General features: G+C 35.5%; 14 protein-coding genes. 3 read left to right on the top strand and 11 right to left on the bottom strand.

Annotated features, from left to right (window positions below):
• Positions 1–339 precede the first annotated feature (339 nt).
• Positions 340–3,585: a SusC/RagA family TonB-linked outer membrane protein gene (locus tag AC07N0_RS06045; RefSeq protein ID WP_494588494.1), complete on the top strand. Its 3,246-nt coding sequence runs from the start codon at positions 340–342 to the stop codon at positions 3,583–3,585.
• Positions 3,586–3,642: 57 nt separating this feature from the next.
• Complete coding sequence (locus tag AC07N0_RS06050; protein WP_494588495.1) at positions 3,643–5,385, top strand: RagB/SusD family nutrient uptake outer membrane protein; 1,743 nt, start codon at positions 3,643–3,645, stop codon at positions 5,383–5,385.
• A gap of 74 nt (positions 5,386–5,459) precedes the next feature.
• Here AC07N0_RS06050 and AC07N0_RS06055 read toward each other — a convergent pair whose 3' ends face one another.
• Together AC07N0_RS06055 and AC07N0_RS06060 are read right to left on the bottom strand one after the other, a co-directional pair.
• Complete coding sequence (locus AC07N0_RS06055; RefSeq protein WP_494588496.1) at positions 5,460–6,005, bottom strand: CopD family protein; 546 nt, start codon at positions 6,003–6,005, stop codon at positions 5,460–5,462.
• Positions 6,006–6,027: 22 nt separating this feature from the next.
• Positions 6,028–6,762: a polyprenol monophosphomannose synthase gene (locus AC07N0_RS06060; protein ID WP_494588497.1), complete on the bottom strand. Its 735-nt coding sequence runs from the start codon at positions 6,760–6,762 to the stop codon at positions 6,028–6,030.
• A gap of 551 nt (positions 6,763–7,313) precedes the next feature.
• Between AC07N0_RS06060 and xylA the strand changes: the two genes are divergently transcribed.
• Positions 7,314–8,645 carry a xylose isomerase gene (xylA, locus tag AC07N0_RS06065; RefSeq protein WP_309922480.1) on the top strand — a complete coding sequence of 444 codons (1,332 nt, stop codon included), beginning with the start codon at positions 7,314–7,316 and terminating at the stop codon, positions 8,643–8,645.
• A gap of 76 nt (positions 8,646–8,721) precedes the next feature.
• On the opposite strand, the gene porN is transcribed toward xylA, so the two are convergent.
• The 9 genes from porN to AC07N0_RS06110 form a co-directional block, all read right to left on the bottom strand.
• Positions 8,722–9,615: a type IX secretion system ring subunit PorN/GldN gene (porN, locus tag AC07N0_RS06070; protein WP_492801467.1), complete on the bottom strand. Its 894-nt coding sequence runs from the start codon at positions 9,613–9,615 to the stop codon at positions 8,722–8,724.
• A gap of 110 nt (positions 9,616–9,725) precedes the next feature.
• On the bottom strand, positions 9,726–11,303 hold the full coding sequence (gene porM / locus AC07N0_RS06075) for a type IX secretion system motor protein PorM/GldM (protein WP_494588498.1): 1,578 nt from the start codon (positions 11,301–11,303) through the stop codon (positions 9,726–9,728).
• Between the two features lie 104 nt (positions 11,304–11,407).
• Positions 11,408–12,196, bottom strand: a complete 789-nt coding sequence (gene porL, locus AC07N0_RS06080; RefSeq protein WP_494588499.1) for a type IX secretion system motor protein PorL/GldL — start codon at positions 12,194–12,196, stop codon at positions 11,408–11,410.
• A gap of 140 nt (positions 12,197–12,336) precedes the next feature.
• Complete coding sequence (gene porK / locus AC07N0_RS06085) at positions 12,337–13,479, bottom strand: T9SS ring complex lipoprotein PorK/GldK (protein WP_492801473.1); 1,143 nt, start codon at positions 13,477–13,479, stop codon at positions 12,337–12,339.
• Between the two features lie 255 nt (positions 13,480–13,734).
• Complete coding sequence (locus tag AC07N0_RS06090; protein ID WP_494588500.1) at positions 13,735–14,709, bottom strand: PorP/SprF family type IX secretion system membrane protein; 975 nt, start codon at positions 14,707–14,709, stop codon at positions 13,735–13,737.
• A gap of 203 nt (positions 14,710–14,912) precedes the next feature.
• On the bottom strand, positions 14,913–15,698 hold the full coding sequence (locus AC07N0_RS06095; protein ID WP_323247079.1) for a uroporphyrinogen-III synthase: 786 nt from the start codon (positions 15,696–15,698) through the stop codon (positions 14,913–14,915).
• 85 nt (positions 15,699–15,783) lie between these two features.
• The gene (locus tag AC07N0_RS06100) at positions 15,784–17,040 is read right to left on the bottom strand and encodes a DUF4271 domain-containing protein (protein ID WP_494588501.1); all 1,257 of its coding nucleotides are present in this window, start codon (positions 17,038–17,040) and stop codon (positions 15,784–15,786) included.
• Between the two features lie 60 nt (positions 17,041–17,100).
• The gene (sucD, locus tag AC07N0_RS06105) at positions 17,101–17,976 is read right to left on the bottom strand and encodes a succinate--CoA ligase subunit alpha (RefSeq protein WP_309922454.1); all 876 of its coding nucleotides are present in this window, start codon (positions 17,974–17,976) and stop codon (positions 17,101–17,103) included.
• Positions 17,977–18,457: 481 nt separating this feature from the next.
• Positions 18,458–22,036 carry a CRTAC1 family protein gene (locus AC07N0_RS06110; RefSeq protein ID WP_494588502.1) on the bottom strand — a complete coding sequence of 1,193 codons (3,579 nt, stop codon included), beginning with the start codon at positions 22,034–22,036 and terminating at the stop codon, positions 18,458–18,460.
• Between the last annotated feature and the right edge of the window lie 114 nt (positions 22,037–22,150).

Below are 22,150 nucleotides of genomic sequence, written 5' to 3' on the forward strand. Positions count from 1 at the left end.
AAAAACTTTTTAATTGGCTTAAATTAGCTTAAATAATATTATTTTGTCAAATAAGAATATAATACTAAAAAAACATAAATAATACTAATGTGCTGATAATCAATGTGTTATAAAATGTTAAAATAATACTGGTTAATATTTTTTTATTTATAAAAAGTATCAAAATGATACAATAAATATTATCAAAATGATACATTAAGAATATAGCTTCATCAAATTAAAATGAAATAAATTATTAGAATATATATAATCGTTTTGTTATGGAATTAAAATAAGCATATATTTACAAGGATTTTCGACCAAAAATCTAATTTTTTCAATCAAAAACCCAATTTTATTATGAACACAAAATTTTACTCTACATGGAAGAGTATGCTTTTGTCGTGCGTCTTTTTATTAAGTACGTTCTTGACAATGGCACAGGACAGACGAGTAACAGGAAAAGTTACTGGCGGAGATGGTCAGGGTATTCCTGGAGTCTCAGTTCTTCTAAAAGGTACCCAAACTGGGGTTTCAACCGATGCAAGTGGTAGTTTTGCCATCAATCTCAAATCAGGTAAAGATGTTTTGTTAATTTCAGCAATTGGCTATAAAAGCACTGAAGTTAAAGTGGGTGTACAGAGTACTGTAGATGTTATTTTAGCGGAAGATGTTTCTGCTCTTGATGAAGTAATTGTGACGGGTTACTCTAGTTCAAACAAGAAAGAATCAACAGCTGCTATTTCAACAGTAAAAGCGAAAGATTTATCAGCCGTTCCTTCAGGTAATATCGAACAGCAATTACAAGGTAAAGTTTCAGGGGTAACTGTAATTACGAGTGGTCAGCCGGGTACTACAAGTATTGTACGTGTACGTGGTTTTGGTTCATTTACTAGTAACAACCCATTATATGTTGTTGATGGTGTGCCAACACAAAATACAGATTTTCTAGCTCCAGATGATATTGAGACAACAACAGTATTAAAAGATGCTGCTGCGGCTTCTATCTATGGTGCAAGAGCTGCCGCTGGGGTAATTGTATATACTACTAAAAAAGGAACTAAAAAAGCTCGTCCTTTAGAAGTAAGTTACGATGGTATGTATGGTGTTACTGATCCGGGTACTGGTATTCAAATGTTAAACCCGCTAGATCAAGCTACTTGGGATTTTGCTGCCATGAGAAATGCTGGACAAACTCCTTCACATGTACAGTATGGCAAAGGAACAACGCCAGTAATTCCTGACTACTTATTGGTAGGAAGACCATCAGATGGAATAAAAGGTCTTGTTGGTACTATTGATTTAGCCGCTGAAAGATTAAAATACCAAAATAACCCCTTAGCAGGTGATTTATATTTAGTAATGGCTGCTAACAAATCAGGTACTGATTGGTATAAAGAAATTACTCGTACTGCTCCAATCACAAGACATAACTTAGGTTTTTCAGGTGGTACAGAATCAAGTCGTTTCTATTTTGGCTTAGGTGTTCAAGAGCAAGCAGGTATCTTGAAATTCAATCAGTTCAGACGTTATGACTTCCGTGCTAACTCTGAATTTGATGTTACTAAGAAATTACGTATCGGTGAAAACTTACAATTTACTTACCGCCAAACAAAAGGTTTAGCTGGTGGTGGTGGTGGTGCTGGTATTGCACAAGAAGAGAGTTATTTATTAGATGCTCAACGTATGCCAACAATCATCCCAGTTTATGACGTATTCGGTGGATATGCTGGCTCGGCGGCGGGTGGTTTTAGTAACCCTCGTAACCCAGTTCAAGGCTTGACATTAAACTCTAAAGATAATGTATTTGGTTTGAGTGGCTTTGGTAACATATATGCTGAATATGATGTATTACCTGAATTGACATTGAGAACTAGTTTTGGTGGAGGTGTTAACTTTGGTACTTATCAAGATTATACATTCGTTGACCATGGTAACTCTGAGCCAAGTGCAGGTAAGAATGCATTAAGAGAAGGAAGTGCATATTCATATAACTGGATATGGACAAACCAAGTGAACTACAAAAAGAAATTTGGTCTTCATGGTATTGATGCTTTAGCTGGTATAGAATCTTTAAATGATGGAGCAGGTAGAAATATTGAAGGATTCGGACAAGATCCATTTACTACAAGCCTTGATTACCTAAGCTTAACAACAATTTCATCAGGCAAAAATGTTTCAGGTGGATTATTTAGCGGTGTAAATTTCTACTCATTATTTGGTCAAGCAAATTATTCTTATAATAGTCGCTATTTCTTAACAGCTGTTGTGCGTCGTGATGGTGCTTCTCGTTTTGGTGCAAACAATCGTTACGGAGTATTCCCTGCATTCTCTGCTGCATGGAGACTGTCTTCTGAAGACTTCATGAAAGACTTAGTATTTTTCAACGATTTGAAAATAAGAGCAGGTTGGGGACAAATGGGTAATTCAAATAGCGTTAACCCAAATAATCAATTTAGTTTATACTCTTCAAGTATTGGTCTTGCTGCGTATGATGTTAGTGGATCAAATACAGGAGTTGCAGAAGGTTTTTATAGAAGCCGTATTGGTAACCCAAATGCAAAATGGGAAACTGCAGAAACTTCGAACCTTGGTATTGATGCTTCTATCTTGAATGGTAAGTATGAAATTCAATTAGACTTCTGGAGAAAAGATACAAAAGACTTATTATTCCAAGTACCAATTCCAGCAGTAGTAGGGGTTTTGGCAGCAGCTCCGTCTGTAAACATCGCAAATATGCGTAACCAAGGAATTGATTTACAGATTGTTAATCATGGTAGTTTTAGCCGGGACTTAAAATATGACTTTACGATTAATGGGTCATTGTTAAGTAACAAAATTACAGCATTAGCACCTGGTACTGATTACTTTGATGTAACTCCTCCAACAAACCGTTTAAGTATCGCTCCAACACGTAACATGGTTGGTTACTCTATGGCTTCTTTCTATGGATATAAAGTATTAGGTTACTTTAAAGATGCTGCTGAGGCTGCAGGTGCTCCAACGCAAGATGGTGCTGGTGCAGGTCGTTTCCGTTATGCTGATATAAATGGTGATGGTGCAATTACTGCTGATGACCGTACTGTATTAGGAAGTCCAATTCCAACATTTACTGGTGGTATCAACTTAAAAGTTACTTACAAGAGTTTTGATATTGAAACATATTTGTACACTTCTCTTGGAAACCAAATCTTCAATCAGACGAAATGGTATACAATGTTCGGTTCAACATTCCCAGGTTCAGCAAAAGCTGATGCTGTTAGAAACTCTTGGACTCCTACTAACTTAAATGCTGCTTCGCCAATTTTCGAAAACGTATCTAACTTTAGTACTGATACGCAACCAAACTCTTGGTATGTTGAAAACGGTTCTTATTTAAGAATGACTAACTTGACCTTAGGATATAATTTGCCTAAAGCTACTTTGAATAAGTTGAATATGAAAAAACTGAGGATTGCTTTCTCAACTAACAACTTATTTACAATAACAGGTTATTCAGGTCTTGACCCTCAAGTTGGTGGACAAGCAGATACTAACTTCGGTATCGATATCGGTAACTATCCAGTAACAAGAAGCTATAACTTGTCAGTAAAACTTGGTTTCTAATATCTTGTTGCTAGAAGATTAGGAAATTATGTTCAACTAAAAAATAGAAAAACTCAAATGAAAATAAATATAATTGGTAAAACACTTGTCGGTACAGCCCTCTTATCTGCTATTTTAGTAGTTGGGTGTAAAGACAGCTTTTTGGAAGTAGCTCCAACTGGACAATTAACAGCTGCACTTTTGACTTCAAAAGCAGGGTTAGAAGGTACATTAATGGGAGGTTACAGTATGTTGAATGGACGTGGATTTTCTCGTCTTGCATCATCAACTAACTGGGTATATGGAAGTATCTTGGGTGGAGAAGCCAACAAAGGAACTGAATCTGGTGACTATGGTGCTATCAACCCAATCCAACGCTTCGAAACAATTGCAACTGCAAGTGATGTTGAAGATACTTGGAAAGCAAAATATGAAGGTATCAGTAGAGCAAATGCTGTTATTCGTTTAATAGCTAATGCTGATCCTGCGGTAACTGCTGCTGACAAAGCGAGGATTCTAGCAGAAGCTAAATTCTTGAGAGGTCACTACTATTTTGAATTAAAGCGTTTGTTTAATTTTGCTCCTTACGTTGATGAAACAGTAGATTATGGTACAGGTATCGAAAAGATTAAAAACGATAGTGACCTTTGGCCAAAAATCGAAGCTGACTTTAAGGCTGCAATGGCTGCTTTACCTGAAACGCAAATTGCTGCAGGTAGAGCTAATAAATGGGCTGCTACTGCGTATTTAGCTAAAGTATATATGTACCAAAAGAAATATACAGATGCTAAAGCTCTATTTGACCAAATTATAGCCAATGGTAAAACAGCAAACGGTAAAAAATATGGTTTAGTTGCTAAATATGCTGATGTATTCAACGCTGCTAACGATAACAACGAAGAATCTGTATTTTCTATCCAAGCTGCTGCTAACACTGGTAGTGTGAACAATGCAAACCCTGAAAATGACTTGAACTTCCCTTATGGTGGTGCTGCTGCTCCGGGTGGATGTTGTGGTTTCTTCCAGCCAAGTTTTGAGTTAGTAAACTCATTCCGTACAGATGCTAACGGTCTGCCTTTATTGGATGGTTCTTACAACTCTGCTGCTAATGCTGTGAAAAATGACCATGGTTTAGTATCAAGTGATCCATTTACTCCAGATGCAGGAAATCTAGATCCTCGTTTAGATCACTCTGTAGGTCGCCGTGGCATTCCATATTTAGATTACGGTCCATTCCCAGGTGCTTCTTGGATTCGTTCTCAAAGCTGGGGTGGTCCATACTCTACTAAGAAATTTGTTTATTACAAATCTCAAGAAGGAACTTTGACAGATGGTAGTTCTTGGACAAGAGGTTATGCTGCAATGAACTATAATATCATTCGTTATGCTGACATATTGTTAATGGCTGCTGAAGCTGAAGTAGAAGTTGGATCATTAGCAAAAGCTACTGAATATGTAAACCTAGTTCGTAACCGTGCTTCTAACCAAGCTGGTTTTGTGAAAGGTGCTGACGGAAATCCTGCTGCTAAATATGTAATTACTACATACGGTACATTCGGAAGCAAAGCTGCTGCTACTACAGCAATTCGTTTCGAACGTAAATTAGAGCTTTCGGGTGAAGGTCACCGTTTCTTTGACTTAGTTCGTTGGGGTGTTGCTGAGACTGAACTTAACAAATACTTTGCGTATGAAGGTAATATTCTGAAAGTAGCGCTTGGTGGTGCCAAATTTACTGCTGGTAAATACGAAGTTTTACCAATTCCTGCAACTCAAATTGATAGACAAGGAAAAGATGTTTTAAAACAAAATCCTGGATATTAATATCAATAATGTAGCGTAAACAAGAAAGGGATGGCAATTGCCATCCCTTTCTTGTTATATAATGCAAACGAAATTTACTTCTTTTTCTCTCTGATTGATTTAACAATTCTGACTGCTGACATTATCAATATAGCAAAAATGACTAAACCAATAATTCCCCAAATCCAATCGACTGTATTCTTTAAAACGACGATAAATACAATGGCAAATAAAAAGATGGTAGCTACTTCATTGAATAATCTTAACTGAAATCCTGTAAACCTGAATTTATCTTCTCTGAGCTCTAAGATTAATTTTCGACAAAAAAAATGATAACTCACTAAGCCTAGTACAAACCCTAATTTTAAATGAAGCCAACTTTGTGAAGTAAAACTATCCCACCATAACCAGTAAATCATTGTAGTTCCCGTTATGATTGTTAGCCACATGGCAGGAACCATAATAGCGTTAAAGAGTACTTTTTGCATTCGTTTATACTCTTTCTGCAGGATTTGTCGTTCAGGCTCAGGCTTCTCATTCGCTTCAGTGTGGTAAACAAATAAGCGAGGTAAATAAAAAAGCCCAGCGAACCAACTTGTTACAAAAATGATATGTATTGCTTTGATATGATTATATTCCATTGTTTAACCATTTTCAATGATTTTATGAATGCTTGTAGTTTTTGAAAAAGCTATTAACCTTCATTTGAATAACCCCGAGAATAGCCTCTTTGAAAATATTAGCCGACATTTTAGAAACGCCTTTGGTTCTATCGGTAAAAATGATAGGTATCTCGGCAATCTTAAATCCATACTTCCATGCTGTAAATTTCATTTCTACCTGAAAAGCATAACCAACAAATTTAATCTTATCAAGATTAATTGTCTTTAACACTTTGGAGTGATAACATTTAAATCCTGCTGTTACATCCATTATCGGCATTCCTGTGATAAAGCGAACGTAATAACCCGCAAAATAAGACATTAGAACCCTTCCCATTGGCCAATTGACAACGTTTACCCCACTTATATAGCGTGAACCAATAGCCATATCAGAACCCTCTATACAAGCATTATAAAGCTTTACTAAATCTTCGGGATTATGCGAAAAGTCTGCATCCATTTCAAAGATATATTCATAATTATTTGCAAGAGCGTATTTAAACCCATGAATATAGGCAGTACCTAAACCCAACTTCCCTATTCTTTCTTGTAAATGCAAACGATTTTTACCGAATTCATCTTGAAGTTCTTTTACTTTCATCCCAGTACCATCTGGTGAACCATCATCAACAATTAGTAAGTCAAAACTTGGTTCTAAACTCATTACTTTACGGACAATGGATTCAATGTTTTCAATTTCGTTGTATGTCGGTATAATTACAAGACGAGAGATCATTATGGAATTTGCGCAGGTTAAAATTTAATATTGATACAAAGTTACGAAAATCTATAGCATATTATGGTATAGAAAATTTAATAGCAGGAACAGCCGAACAAATATCCATTCATAACCCGTATAACTTATATAAAGACTTATGGAAAGGATATTAACCAAATCTGGAATATTTATCTGTTACAAGACTTTTTAAAGCCTTTACAACGAATTATTTATGTTTTGAATGCTTCATTTAATTAAATAGGGTTAAAAATCAATATAAATATCATTATATTGATGTATAATTGTATTTTTGTTGGTTGCATTTTTTGGAGATATCATTGAGATAAAATACTCTTAGACAGGTTTATATGAACGTTATAATACTATTTTATTATCCATTTTAACAAGATTTAAGAATGTCTTCTACTTCGAATAAAAATAATTTCAAATAATGAGAAACATTTTTTGTGTTTCTTAGATGTAATAGTATTTTTGCATTAAATTTATAGAACAGTATAGAACACATATTTATACCGACTAAACAAATTAAACAATCAATAACAAAGACAATGGCAAACATCACGTTAGGCGACAAAGAGTATTTCGCAGGAATTGGTAAAATACAATTTGAAGGAAGAGAGTCTGATAACCCTTTAGCGTTCAAATGGTATGATGAAAATCGTATTATTGGAGGCAAAACAATGAAAGAGCAAATGCGTTTTGCAATTGCTTATTGGCATACTTTCTGTGGAACTGGTGCTGATCCTTTTGGTCCTGGAACAAAAGTATTTCCTTGGGATGCAAAAAATGAAATCGTAGGAAGAGCTAAAGATAAAATGGATGCAGCCTTTGAATTCATTACTAAAATTGGTGCTCCATACTATTGTTTTCATGATATTGACTTAGTAGATGAAGGAAGTTCTTTATCAGAATACGAAAGCAATATGCAAGCAATTGTAGATTATGCAAAACAAAAACAAGCTTCAAGTGGTGTGAAATTATTATGGGGTACTGCCAACGTATTCTCTAACCCACGTTATATGAATGGGGCTTCTACTAACCCTGATTTTTCAGTATTGGCACATGCAGGTACACAAGTAAAAAATGCTATTGATGCTACGATTGCTTTAGGCGGTGAAAACTATGTGTTCTGGGGTGGTCGTGAAGGTTATATGACATTGTTGAACACTGATATGAAACGTGAATTAGCTCACTTAGGACGTTTCTTAACGATGTCGCGTGATTATGCTCGTAAAAACGGATTTACTGGTAAATTCTTCATCGAACCTAAGCCATGTGAGCCAACTAAACACCAATACGATTTTGACTCTGCTACCGTAATCGGCTTCTTGAAAGAATACGGTTTAGAAAATGATTTTATGTTGAATTTAGAAGTAAACCACGCTACTTTAGCTGGTCATACATTCCAACATGAATTACAAGTAGCTGCTGACAACAATATGTTGGGTAGTATGGATGCTAACCGTGGAGATTATCAAAACGGATGGGATACTGACCAATTCCCTACTAATTTAAATGAATTAGCTGAGTCTATGTTGATTATCTTAGAGGCTGGAGGAATCACACAAGGAGGTATCAATTTTGATGCTAAGACACGTCGTAATTCAACTGATTTAGACGATATTTTCTTGGCTCATATCGGTGGTATGGATGCTTTTGCTCGTGCATTAGTCATTGCTGATAACATCTTAGAGAAATCATCTTACAAGAAATTGCGTAAAGACCGTTATGCTTCTTTTGATGGCGGTAAAGGTGCTGACTACGAAGCTGGTAAATTAACTTTAGAAGATTTAAGAAGTTATGCTTTTGAAGTTGGTGAACCTAAAGTTACTAGCGGTAAGCAAGAATTATTTGAAAATATCATCAATCAATTCATCTAGTCTAGATTGATTGAGAAGTCATAAAAAAAGCGAATGGAAATTTTCCACTCGCTTTTTTTATGATATTATTCTTGGATTAATATTCCCAAAGATTATGTTCCATTTCCATCAATTTGTATTCTAATTGTTGAGATTGGATTAGCCCTTGTTTTTCTCCTCCATAAAATTCGTCTAAGCTTTTATCCTCAGGGTTCCCTTTTTTGGTAAGTCTAGCATGGAATAAACGTAAATCGAAAGCATCTGCCATATTTTTATGTTGAGCTTCGTTTTGAGCATTATACCATATACAATTTGGGTTGCTTCTGAATAATTTATCTAAATCCTTGTATTTGAATGACGCTACAGTCTTATCAAAACCAGCTGCCGTTTTATTAGCAGGAATAATGATTGTGATAGCTTGAATATCATAGTATAAACGAGAGCGCTGTTTATCAAAAATAGCATCTTCTCTGATTTCTATGATAGAAAGCTCTTTAGCGAAATACAAATCTCCCGTTTCACTGGCAGGCTTAGCAGGAGCTTTAGCACCATTTGCCGCAGGTTTAGGGTCTCCCCAGCCATCATCAGCCCCTGTGGTAGCAGTACTTTCAGCACCGAATCCTGCAGCTCTTTCAGCATCAGAAAGGGCATTGTCTCCGATAGAGTTTTCAACAACCAAGTTCTTTAGAAAATCTTCTTTAGAAATCTTCGTTTTTAATGAATCGTTTCTGTAAGGTTGCAAAACCCCACTCTGAACCCATTCCATTAAATATTTGGTAATCTCGTTTCCTTTAGAGAAAAAAGGTTGATTTTGCTTTTCATTCAAATCCATTCTTCTCCATAAACGCATCTTCCACATGATATTAGAATCATCGATAGGACGTACAGAGTCGGGATTTTTTCCTCTAATGTCTTTTTCTTGTGCTGTTACCAGCGAACAAGAAACCAAACTAAGAACAATTGCTCCGGTAATTTTGATTAAATTTTTCATAATGTTATTATCATTACAAGTTTTACACTAAGCTTGATTATCAAATACTTGTAAACTTATAGCTACCACAAATTTTGTATAAATTAATGTCGTCTATACAAAATATGAGATTAGTTTAATGGAATATTCTTTACCATTTGAAATGGAATAGTTTCTATTACACCTTTAAAGTTTTTTCGTTGAACACCTTTTACCTCGATATAGTAACGGTCTCCAGCTTGAGCACTCTGCGCTAATGAACTAATACTTCCAGCACCAGGTAATGTAATGTCAGCAACTTTTTTAGAGCCTCTTGCTAAAGCTACATAAATTTCTGATACACGGTATTGAGCATCGTCAGGATTGGTTGCTTTGAATGATTCATCGGCAATTGCTCTTGCTTCAACACTTCTTAAACCACTTGCACTAGCACCACGCTTTTCATCTAATTCACCACCACCACCGAAGATTTTCACTTCAGGTCTTGGTACTCTTCTAACTCTGAATTTCTCTGTTCCTAATAGAATACCACCATTGTTGATGTTTAATTCTACAGAAGCAGCACTTGGTACTACAGTCACTTTACCACCACCAGCGGCAATAACCTCAGCACCATTGGCACTAAAGCTTGGTTGCCATAAAGCACCTAAGCCTGGACTTACAATGCTCAATTTGTTGGCACAACCTAAATACAACGGAGGTAAGCTACCTGCTTCGATATTATAAGTTGGTTTTAAGACAAAGTATTCACCATTAAGGGTTCTAGTTTCAGGACCGTTAGGACCATTGAATGAGATACTAGCCGAATAAGTTTTCTTTGAAAGTCCACGGCTGTCGTATTGACCGCCCTGTGCCTTAAACTTAATCTGACCTTTACCGTCTCTTACAGGTACACCAGCACCATTGAAGCTCATTCTAGGCGTAATTCCACTTGAATAAGCTGCAATAAACATTTCAGCTTCATAATCCATCCCAGCTACTACAGTATTAGATTTTGCAGAAACCATGGCTAATATTTTATCGAACTTGATGTCTTTGATACCTACTTTCTCTGCTAATTGACCTAAAATAGTACTTTCGTAACGACGAATTTCAGATTGTTTCTGACTTAACGTTGCTAAAGCAGCAGGTACTGGCGTTTCAGCAAAGTTCAATTCAGCGAAATCTTTATTTTTATTGTTAGCATCCTTAGCTACCGCAGGGTCTTCTTTTCCTGAAAGAGCAAGCGGTTCAAACTTCGTATTTTTATCACTATAAGTTGCTATTTTAGTGACAAAATTATCAAGCTGAGTTTTTAAGCCATAAGCTAATCCATTCTTTTTACCCCCGATCATTATCTCATATACTTTTTCGGTTTCTTTCATGCCGACATAAGCACCTGTTTCTGGATCTATACCACCCGTTTGTTCAACGATAGTACCTTTCAAATTATCTAATTCACCAACCATCGCGTCAGAAAGCTTACGTACTTCTTGCGCTTGTCTGATGATATCAGCATATTGAGCAGGATTAGGCGAATCATTTACTTTTGCCTTAATCCCTTCAACAGTTTGGTTATTTTTTTGAACAGCAGAGCCATTCGCTGCTTCTAAGCTATTATTTAATAGTACAAATTTTTGTAAAAGGGCATCGCTCACTTGCAATGCAAGTAAAGCTGTGAGCACCAAATACATCATCCCAATCATCTTCTGACGGGGCGTTTCTTTCATTCCAGCCATTTTCTTATCTACTTGTAGGAGTTTTTGTTTAAGTTTTTTTTCAACATTTTGTCTTGATTAGTATTAAACTATCAAAGACGGATATGTTTCTTAAATTAGTTCCCTTTCATGGCTGTTAACATACTTCCATAAACATTGTTTAGTGAAGTTAAGTTAGAAGTCAATTTGGCTAATTCTTGCTTAAACTGCTGAGTATCTTTACTTGCATCAGCCATGTTTTCCATCGCTACTGTTAAGTTGCCATAGAAAGCATTCATTGCTTTTAAATGCTTGTTTGTATCTTGTAATTCTAATTCATATACAGCATTCAATGCACCCATGTTTTGAGTAACTTTCTGGAACTGTACACGATATTCTTTAGCGTCTTGTGAAGCATTGGCCATTTCACCCATTGCACTCATCGTTACGCCATAAGCCTTGTTCATTTCTGTCATTGTACCAGCAGCAACTTTTACGTTTTTAGCATATTCGTTTGTAGCTACAGTAGCATCAGTAATTGTTCCAATTTTTGAAACCGTTTCTGTTAATGACTTCATGCCTTTACCTAAATTTTCAAAAACATCTGGAGTAATTTTAGCATTAGCTAACATTTCATCCATTTTAGCTGTTAAACCAACGCCTGCAGTTGAAGTTGCCACACTTCTTTTAGGTAATTCACCTTGAAAATCTTTAGATAATTCTGGATATACTTTTTCCCAATCGTAAAATTTCTCAGGCTTTGCAGAAAGATACAATACCCCAAATAATATAAATATAAATGCTTCAGTAAACATACCAACCATTAGCATTTCATTGGCATTATTCCAGTGTAAGATTTTAAATAAAGCACCAACGATAACAACTGCTGCACCAAAACTGGCGATAACGTTAATAATTCTTTCCATTTGTCTTTTTAATGATTTTGAGTGTAATATGATTTGAGAATGATTTGATGTGTGAAGGGATTATCAAAACGAAGCGAGAGAATGTTGTCGTAAATTAACGACTGGATTCCCTCGCTTACGATTTAAAATCGTTTTTTCTTTTATCTGAATTCTTTTCCAGATGAACGTCCTAAATGATTCATGGCACAACGGAAGCCGATGTAAGATCGTTTCTTTGTTTCATATTCATAAGAACGAGTACCCGTTTCAAGATAATAAGCAACATCTTTCCATGAACCGCCACGAATAACTTTTCTTGGTTCGTCTTTATCGTCATTCATCGTGTTTAAGTCCCAAGTAACTGCTACAGCATTGTCTGCATAAGCATCTAAGCACCATTCGGCAACGTTTCCTGCCATGTTATATAAACCATAATCGTTCGGATTGAACTGGTTTGCAGGAGCCGTATAAGCATATCCATCTGCATCATAATTACCTCTGTGAGGCTTGAAGTTGGCTAACAAACATCCTTTAACGTTCGCTACGTAAGGGTTACCCCAAGGATATTTAGCAGAAGCTTTTCCACCACGAGCAGCCCATTCCCATTCAGCTTCAGATGGTAAGCGGAATCTTGGAGAAATATACATTCCCTCAGAGGTTCTGTAATCGTTATAAGCTTTTGTTCGCCAGTCGCAGAAATATCTTGCAGCAATCCAGCTTACGCCCACTACTGGATACATATCAAAAGCAGGGCTTGAGAAATAATATTCAGTCATTGGGTCACCATTATGATAAGTAAAGTCTTTACTCCATACAGTAGTATCAGGATAATATTCAGAAATAACTTTTTCTTCGCCTAGTACAGCGATTGAGTCTGTCAACATTACATCCGTAAATTGACGATATTCGTTGTTGGTGATTTCTGTGTCGTCCATATAAAATTGAACGACTGTTACACGTTTGTTAAAACCAACTGACGATGCAGCAATATCTTCATCCGCTTGCCCCATCATATAAGAGCCAGCCGGAATTAAAACCATGCCTAGTGGAGTAGTTTGCTTCCAACCTTTACGGCTAGTAGCTGCAATTTCCCCATTAACCATTTTAATATCTTCTTTTTTGCTACTTCTACTTCGTTTACCGTTTTTGCCTTTGGCAACCTGTTCTCCTCTAGACCTGCTACTTCTTCCCCTACTACTAGTCGATTTGCTAGTACCAGAAGAGCTACAGCTATCCAAAAACAAAACAGTAGTAACTACTAAAAGTAGTAAGGATATTTTCCTGTAAATTCCACTGTAATTCATAGTGTCTTAACTTTTTTAATTGATACCCGTGAGTAAAATAAGGTAATGATCTCTTAAATTTTGATAATGGTTGTATTAATAATCGTACTTTATATTTATTGTAATAAAATTCATTTTTAGTGTTAAATCTTCTTAAAAACGACCTTATTTACTCGGTTATTATAGTAACCCAAAAACAAAGTTAATATTTTTTTTTGTTGTAAATACATCAATCGTTTATTTACGTTTTTGTAAGCACATTTTACAGAAAAAAAACTACTGATGTCTGAACCTTGGTGTACGCACAGGTGTCTTCTTTCCACCAAATAATTTAGGTGCTGGCAAGGCATAACTTATTAATACTTCGTGCGATGTAGGCGACTTAGCTGTTTGCCCAACAGTGGTTAAATCTAGCGAATATCCCAATCTTAATGAGTTATTCAACATCGAAATACCTGCAATAATGATACCAGCATCGTTTAGTCGGTAGGAGCCGCCCAACCAATATTTTTCTGTATAAGTAAAAATCGCACCTCCTTCTAAAGCCGTTGTTACGAAATCACTACGCCAAAGGGCTGTAGGAGTAACTTTTACGTCATCGTTTAAATAATAATCATAACTCGCCGTTACATTCAGGGCTTGTTTGATGGTATATTGACTAGCTCTGTCAACACCAAAACTATAATTTGGATTATTTACGTGATTAAGGCTTACCCCGATTTGATAATTCTCTGCTTTATATAAAACCCCCAATGATAGGTCGGCTTTGGTTTCATTAAGTTTTTTTAGGGCTGCATCCACAATTGGGTCTCCAGATTCACCAGGTCTGAAATTTGAATCAAATGTTTTAGTATGAAAACCACCCTTTACACCAATTGAAATAATCGAACCATTTCTAAGCCCGATTTGATAAGAATACGATAACAACATATTCTGATAACCACTACCAGATGGTGTTTTGTCGTTTACAAACTGAATACCAAGCCCACTATGAAGTCCATTTAACGGCATTGAGGCTGTAAAAAGCTGTGTTCCTAACGACCCCGAACCATCATAAGTAGTTTGATAGGCTGTCCATTGATTACGGTAATGTAATTGAAATTTCATCACACCATCAGTACCAGCAGTGGCTGGATTAATGTATAGTGGATTAAACATATATTGGCTTAACTGTGCATCTTGTTGAGCAAAGACGGAATAGTTTGCCAATAGCAGTAGAATTATAGTAAAAAATTGTAAATTCTTTCGCATAGTCTTTCAAAAAAGTACAAATAAGTCAAATACAGGCTTTAATTCCAAATCTAATAAACATTTGTATAAATTACGTTAAAAAATGTATCTCATAGATACTCCTAACGCTAATTTATTAATATTTGTTGTGATATGGGTGATAAAAAAAGAGACCCATGAGTTTATATTACTCACAGGTCTTTTATGAATTCTTTTAAATAGTCTTAAATACTATTTGCTTTCTTGATATAAAGCTCTAAAGCACCCGTCATAGATGGGGCATTTGGAAGAGGCGCTTGAATATCCAAAATCAAGCCTGCTTCTGTTACTGCTTTTGCGGTTGTTGGTCCAAAGGCAGCAATTCTTGTTTTGTTTTGCTTGAAATCTGGAAAATTATGAAACAAAGATTTTATGCCAGAAGGACTAAAAAATGCAATTACATCATAAAACACGCTTTCTAAATCAGATAAATCTGAAGAAACTGTTTCATACATTACAGCCTCTGTAAGTTGTAAATCGTTTGTTCCCATAAATTCTGGGATATCACTACGACGCTTGTCTGAACAAGGAAATAAAAACTTCTCAGTTTTATGTTTCTTGATTAACTCAAGTAATTCAGCAGCAGTTTTTGTTCCTGTAAAAATCTTACGTTTACGTATTACAATATATTTCTGCAAGTAATTAGAAGTCTGTTCTGTGATACAGAAGTATTTCATGTCAGCTGGTACTTCTATACGCGCTTCTTTACAAATGCGAAAAAAATGATCTACAGCATTACGACTAGTAAAAATAATGGCAGTATGATCAAGAATATTGATTTTTTGCTTCCGGAAGTCCTTAAAAGCAACGCCTTGAATTTCGATAAATGGGCGAAAATCAACTTTGATATTGTATCTTCTTTCCAACTCAAAATATGGTGATTTATCGTCGGCTGGGCGTGCTTGCGTAACTAAAATACTGGTTACTTTGGTTAATCTGTCTGGATGTGCGGTTAATGCTATTTCGCTCATGCTCAATGCAGTTAAACTTGATTGGATTATTGTTTGGGCTAATGTGCTATTTTTAGAACATTTTTTTGTTGAATTATCACATTATTTAGAGTGCAAAACGGATGCCTACTATAAGCGGTATTAATTCAACGATGCAAAGGTACGAAAATAAATACAGATTTTTTAGTGCCGTCATCTTATTTATCGTAAAGTATAAAAGTGCTAGGCGTCCGATAAAGAATAATGAAATAGGGAAGAACAAATATTTTTCTGCATTTTCCGTAATTTCAGGTATTGATATCGTACTGTAAGTGAGTATAATTAGTACAATCAGGAAAAAAATACTTGAAGCTTGAATAATTTTAAAAAAGTGAATATTGATGATTTTATCGAGCCTGTAAAGGTTTGAAAGAATCATTAAGGAGATATATTTAAAAATATATGCGCCAAAGATAATTGAAGAAATTACTAAGAAGTTACTCAATAATACGCCAAGTGTTTCTCCTTCTTGAAGGATACTGCTAGTAGAGAATAAATCGTTCTTTTCATTAATGACTAGCATAAAAATAAAGCCGATTGTAAAACTAAGGTTTATGACAAACAGTAGATTCCCTAAATCAAAAGGCTTGTTTACGATAAATGAATCATCTCGTACACTAATTGTCAGCAAGTCTTTGGGATTAAAAAAACGCTCGAAAGATTTTGGCTGATAATTATACAAAAATGCGTAAGCACCTACCAGTAAGAATAAGCCAATCACAAAAAAGTTTTGGAAAGAGGAAATATCACGTGGAATAATGGTTAATAAAGACTCAGATAATTCAAATGTTTCCTGAGTTCTAGATATTCTATTTCCTACATAAACCATCAATTCTTCAATATTGGTATTGCTACCATAAATTGTAAGAAATAGTTTCGTTTTTTTATAGACTCTCTGCAAGCTGTCAACATCTAAAACAACCCATTTATTAATGGGCAATTGTTGTTGTAAGGAAGCATTAATGAATAGGTAATTTTCTTTGGATGAGTAATACAGAATTTTATAAGTTTTATAATTTTCTATATCACAAAACAAGCTAAATGAATTATAGTCTTTATGGAGTTCACGAACATAGGGTACATAGGCTTTATAGCGTTCATCAAATACCTGCCAGTCATCTCGGTAGTCATGCACTAAATAATAAGCGTTGCTTGGACCAACGGTGTCTTTGGCAAGGGTGTTAGGAATGAAAAATAAATACCCCGATATGATTAAAAAGGCTATTCTGAGGAAAGAGTATGATTTGACTAAACGCAAAATCCTGCATGATTGAATAAATCGTGCAGGATTTTGTGAATGAATATATTGTTGGAAGGATTTCAAGTCTTGATAGTTTTGTGCAAAATTAGAAAAAAACTATCAATAATTCATTGAAACCGTTTACTACAATCCTAATGCTTTTAACATTGTAGCACCAATATCCGCTGGAGAATGTACTACGTGGATACCACAAGCTTCCATGATGGCCATTTTAGCAGCAGCAGTATCATCTGCACCACCGATAATAGCACCAGCATGACCCATTCTACGACCTTTCGGTGCAGTTTGACCAGCGATAAAACCTACTACAGGTTTTCTGTTTCCGTCAGCTTTAATCCATTCAGCAGCTTCTGCTTCCATGCCACCACCAATTTCACCAATCATTACGATACCCTCAGTTTCAGGGTCATTCATTAATAATTCAACGGCTTCTTTAGTAGTTGTTCCGATGATAGGGTCACCACCAATACCAATTGCAGTTGTTTGTCCCAAACCTGCTTTTGTTAATTGGTCTACAGCTTCGTAAGTTAAAGTTCCTGATTTTGATACGATACCAATTTTACCTTTAGTGAAAATAAAACCAGGCATGATACCTACTTTACATTCACCTGCTGTCATTACTCCCGGACAGTTTGGTCCAATTAAACGACAATCTTTGTTCTGAATGTATTCCTTAGCATAAATCATGTCTTTGGTTGGAATACCTTCTGTGATACAAATAATTACTTTGATACCAGCATCAGCCGATTCCATAATAGCATCAGCAGCAAATGCAGGTGGTACAAAGATGATTGAAGTATCAGCACCTGCCTTTTCTACAGCTTCAGTAACTGTATTAAATACAGGACGGTCAAGATGGGTTGAACCACCTTTTCCTGGCGTTACACCACCAACTACATTAGTACCATATTCGATCATTTGCTGAGCGTGGAATGAACCTTCAGACCCAGTAAAGCCTTGTACGATTATTTTTGAGTTTTTGTTAACAAGTACACTCATTTCAGATAAATATTTGGTTTGTAAAAATCAGTTTTTTTGTGAAATTACTGCATTTAATCTTAACAGTGATTATATTTATACAGTGCCTACGTAAATTTATCGTAAAGGTATAGTTTGCAAGGCAAAGGACAAAAAGGAATTTGGAGATTGAGCAATATACTTATTTTAAATAGTATTTAAGTGTTTGATTATTAATAGTTTAACTGTGTTTCTATTTGTGGAAATATAGTATAGCTTATTGCCATAAGGTACTTTTTGTTTAGCAATTTTGAGATAATGTTTTTAGCTAAAATTTTATTCAAGATTTTAATCCTGCCTTGTTAGAATTTCTTTTGAAGAAAATAACCATCAAATATCCTTTTGCTATTTGTATGGATAAAGCCCAATAGCAAGATAATCTAATGAGAAAAGCAAATAAAAAAAGCAAATCCAGCTAATTAGCTGAATTTGCTTTACTGAAATACCTAATTTATTGTTCAGGTTAAAGTGCTCGCTTTTTACCTTTTGAATCTATTACTTCTATTGATTTCAAATTTGAATTTATCAATACGCTTCGTGATGATTGTGATAAAAACGAAGTGCCATAGCCAACTTCTACTCTGCGTGTTTTTCCATTTTTCAGATTTTCCAACACAACACAATCATTGGTTTTCAAAGACTTACTTTGAAGAGTATTGTTGCTTAATTTGAATGTTTTTAATGCTCCACGGTTTTGTGTAGCCATTACCAAGGTTTTTCCTTTTGCATTAGTAAGTCTTACTAAGCCTTTTGCATCACCCGTTACGCCAAAGGCTGTTTCTGGCAATAAGCTTGCTTTGAAATTCCCTTTTCCATCGCCTTTCAAGAGGAGTCCATTGAAAGCATCTAGTCTACCTACAGATACTTCCGACGCAAAGTCATTTCCTACCATGAGTACGTCAAGATGTCCGTCGTTGTCAAAATCCTCCGTCAACATTCCTAATACAGGAGCTGTTTGTGCCTCCATAGGTAATGCTTTTACTTTGAAATTACCACTGCCAAGGTTTTCTATATAGCTTGTTTTTAGGTAATTAGCCCTTAAAATGAGGGCATCTTTCAATTCCTCTTCGGTAAAAAATCCTTTAATGTCGGATTTAGCCAGTTGATTATAGGTTACAAATTTCTTACGTGTAGTAATCATTTGTTTACTTAAATCGTCGCGACCATTAAAAGCAAATTCTTTTTTATGAGCGTCTGTGTCTTTAGGTTTAAAAAAGACAGTTGGGATAGCATCATAATTACCATCCGTATTGAAGTCTTTGGCATATATAGACACGGGTTCAGTATCACTTGCTCTCATGACAGAGTTTTTACCAAAATTCCCAACGATGTAATCCATATCTCCATCATCATCAAAATCGCCAGCGGTAATACTATTCCAAAACCCAATTTGCTTGTTAAGGTCTAAAGCTCCTTCTAGTTTTTCTAATTTACCCTTGTTGTTTTGTAGCATAGTAATGGGCATCCATTCGCCAGCAAGCATCAAATCTACCCAACCATCATTGTTATAGTCTGTCCAAATGGCATCACATACCAAACCTATATTTGATAGACTTGGTGCTACCTGAGTACTTACATTGGTGAATTTTACTTGCCCAATTTTTGAATCGTTTCTAAGGATATAGCTAGAAACTGGCATTGGATAGCTAGAAACTTCTACACGCCCACCAATAAATAAATCAAGGTCACCGTCTTTATCATAATCGGCAGCTTTAATACACGAGCCACTTTTTAAGAAACTAGGTAAAGCCTGTGTTTTTTGTACAAAATGCCCTTTGCCATCATTTTCATAAAATCTATCTTGATAAGTTGGCGAGTCTTTTGGTTGTTCGTTACTACCACTTACAATGTATAAATCAAGGTCGTTGTCGAGGTCAGCATCAAAAAGCAAAACCCCCATATCCTCCGCAATTTTTGTAAGGTCAGTTTCACCGCCTATCAAATCAGACTTAACAAATTTTCCAGCTTGATTTTGTAATAAGAAAGCACCCTTTTGTTCAGAAGGCCCACCAATAAAAATATCTTCAAGTCCATCACCGTTTACATCGCCAACGGCAATCGCTGGGCCAAATTGGGATAGTTTGTGGGGAATCAATTTCTGAATATTGAAATCAATAAAATCTTTTTCAGTATGAACATAGTCGATATTAAGGGAATCTGTAATATCTGCAAAAAGTGTTGTACGTTTTACGGGCTGGCTTACATTAAGCATGGTAGCATTCTTTTCATAAACCGTTAAAACTTGGTTCGCAATTACATTTTTTAATAGTTGAGTTTTGCCACTTTGCCAAATGATTTTCACTTCATCTATTTTCTTGCTTTTGCCTAAACCAAAATGAGCAATGTTTTCGATAGTAGAAAGGTATCCTCTATAAGGTGTATTTTCATACACTTGTTTCTGTCCATTTTGATAACTGATTTCTATGAATGCTCCCAAGCCCCCAATATTTTTATCCGTTCCTTTTAGTTTTATGCGTAGATAATTACTTTCGTTAGGCTTCGTTTCAATTAGATTATTACGATAAACAGAAGCCGAATCGTTGATGTTGTTGGTGACATAATCTAAGTCGCCATCATTATCTAAATCTCCATAGGCTGCCCCATTAGAAAAACTAGGTTTAGTAAGTCCCCATGAAGCACTGACGTCATCAAAAGCAAAGTTTCCTTTATTCTTAAATGCATAGTTCGTGATTTTTATAGAAGGGATAGAATCCAAGAGCATCATTCTAGGCACCATATTACCCATTTCAGCACGGTAAATCATGAAGTCTTGATCAGTAATATCACGTGGAAAACCATTGGTGATAATAATATCTCTGAGTCCGTCATTATCAAAATCTGTTGCCATAGGTGTCCAACTCCAGTCAGTTTCAGCAATACCCGCCAACAAGCCAATCTCACTAAAAACAGGTTTGCCTGTTTTCGGATTAAAACCTTGATTCATTTGTAACGTATTTCGAGGATATTGGAAATCATACCCAAACTTTTCATTGTTTTGATAAGTCAGGTAATTATTAGGAGGCAACATCATCTTTTTGCGATAATTATCCGCAGGCATCATATCAACGGCTAAAATATCAACAAGACCATCATTGTTTAAATCGGCAACATCATTACCCATGGCTGAATAAGAAGTGTGCTTGAAATAATCATGGGCTTGATCTGTAAATGTACCGTTATGGTTATTGATATAAAGTAAATCGTTCGTCAGGTAATCGTTGGTAATATAAATATCCTTCCAGCCATCTCTGTTAATATCAGTAATGTTTATTCCTAAGCCATAACCTTCTATCAAAATACCCGCCTTTTTAGAAATATCTGAATATACGCCATGCTTTAGTTTTTCATCCCAATCGTTGCGGTATAATCTACCTGTACGTTTAGACGAACCGTCTACTATTTTATCATGGTATTTATTTGGGAAACGGATGTCTTCCATTTCGTTAATCAATACATATAAGTCTAAGTCACCATCGTTGTCATAATCAAAAAATGCAGCATTGGTTGTATGAGTGGTGTCGGCAATGCCATATTCCTTAGCCATTTCTTTGAAAGTAGGAATGCCATCTTTACCAACGCCTTGGTTAACATATAGCATATTAGTACGTTCTGAGGCTACCTTTTTAACAGTGGCACATACGTATATATCCAACAGGTTATCATTGTTGATATCAACAACAGCTACACCAGAACACCATTTTCCCTGTCCTGCAACGTTAGATTTTTCGGTTACATCCTCAAACTTTAGCTTGTTAGCCTCATCTACGCCTTTGTTTAAGTATAGTTTATTAGCTACTTGATTGCCCGTAAAATAAATATCAGTAAGATTATCATTATTGAAGTCTCCAAGGGCTACTCCGCCACCATTATAGACGTATTCAAACTCAAGGACATTCATCGTATCGTTTTCTATAATCCGATTGGCGAAAGTAATGCCTGTATCTTCTGCGGATAATTGAGTAAAGAGTGTGTCTTGTTTTTCACAAGCGCAAAATGAAAAGATAATAGTGATTAATAACAGCAGTAAAAGTTTTTGATTCATATTAAATAAGATAAGTTTTGAATATAAAATTAGCAAGATTTTATATGAATTCTATATGCTAAAGCCTTAAAATAAATATTGATAGCATATTTTTTTTATAATTTATATTTAAAT

The sequence above is a fragment of the Arcicella sp. GW821-FHT09D11 genome (assembly GCF_059416265.1).

Excerpts from the sequence above, each read along its gene's own strand:
- AC07N0_RS06045 (WP_494588494.1), top strand. The coding sequence starts at position 340 with ATGAACACAAAATTTTACTCTACATGGAAGAGTATGCTTTTGTCGTGC.
- AC07N0_RS06050 (WP_494588495.1), top strand. The coding sequence starts at position 3,643 with ATGAAAATAAATATAATTGGTAAAACACTTGTCGGTACAGCCCTCTTA.
- AC07N0_RS06055 (WP_494588496.1), bottom strand. The coding sequence starts at position 6,005 with ATGGAATATAATCATATCAAAGCAATACATATCATTTTTGTAACAAGT.
- AC07N0_RS06060 (WP_494588497.1), bottom strand. The coding sequence starts at position 6,762 with ATGATCTCTCGTCTTGTAATTATACCGACATACAACGAAATTGAAAAC.
- xylA (WP_309922480.1), top strand. The coding sequence starts at position 7,314 with ATGGCAAACATCACGTTAGGCGACAAAGAGTATTTCGCAGGAATTGGT.
- porN (WP_492801467.1), bottom strand. The coding sequence starts at position 9,615 with ATGAAAAATTTAATCAAAATTACCGGAGCAATTGTTCTTAGTTTGGTT.
- porM (WP_494588498.1), bottom strand. The coding sequence starts at position 11,303 with ATGAAAGAAACGCCCCGTCAGAAGATGATTGGGATGATGTATTTGGTG.
- porL (WP_494588499.1), bottom strand. The coding sequence starts at position 12,196 with ATGGAAAGAATTATTAACGTTATCGCCAGTTTTGGTGCAGCAGTTGTT.
- porK (WP_492801473.1), bottom strand. The coding sequence starts at position 13,479 with ATGAATTACAGTGGAATTTACAGGAAAATATCCTTACTACTTTTAGTA.
- AC07N0_RS06090 (WP_494588500.1), bottom strand. The coding sequence starts at position 14,709 with ATGCGAAAGAATTTACAATTTTTTACTATAATTCTACTGCTATTGGCA.
- AC07N0_RS06095 (WP_323247079.1), bottom strand. The coding sequence starts at position 15,698 with ATGAGCGAAATAGCATTAACCGCACATCCAGACAGATTAACCAAAGTA.
- sucD (WP_309922454.1), bottom strand. The coding sequence starts at position 17,976 with ATGAGTGTACTTGTTAACAAAAACTCAAAAATAATCGTACAAGGCTTT.
- AC07N0_RS06110 (WP_494588502.1), bottom strand. The coding sequence starts at position 22,036 with ATGAATCAAAAACTTTTACTGCTGTTATTAATCACTATTATCTTTTCA.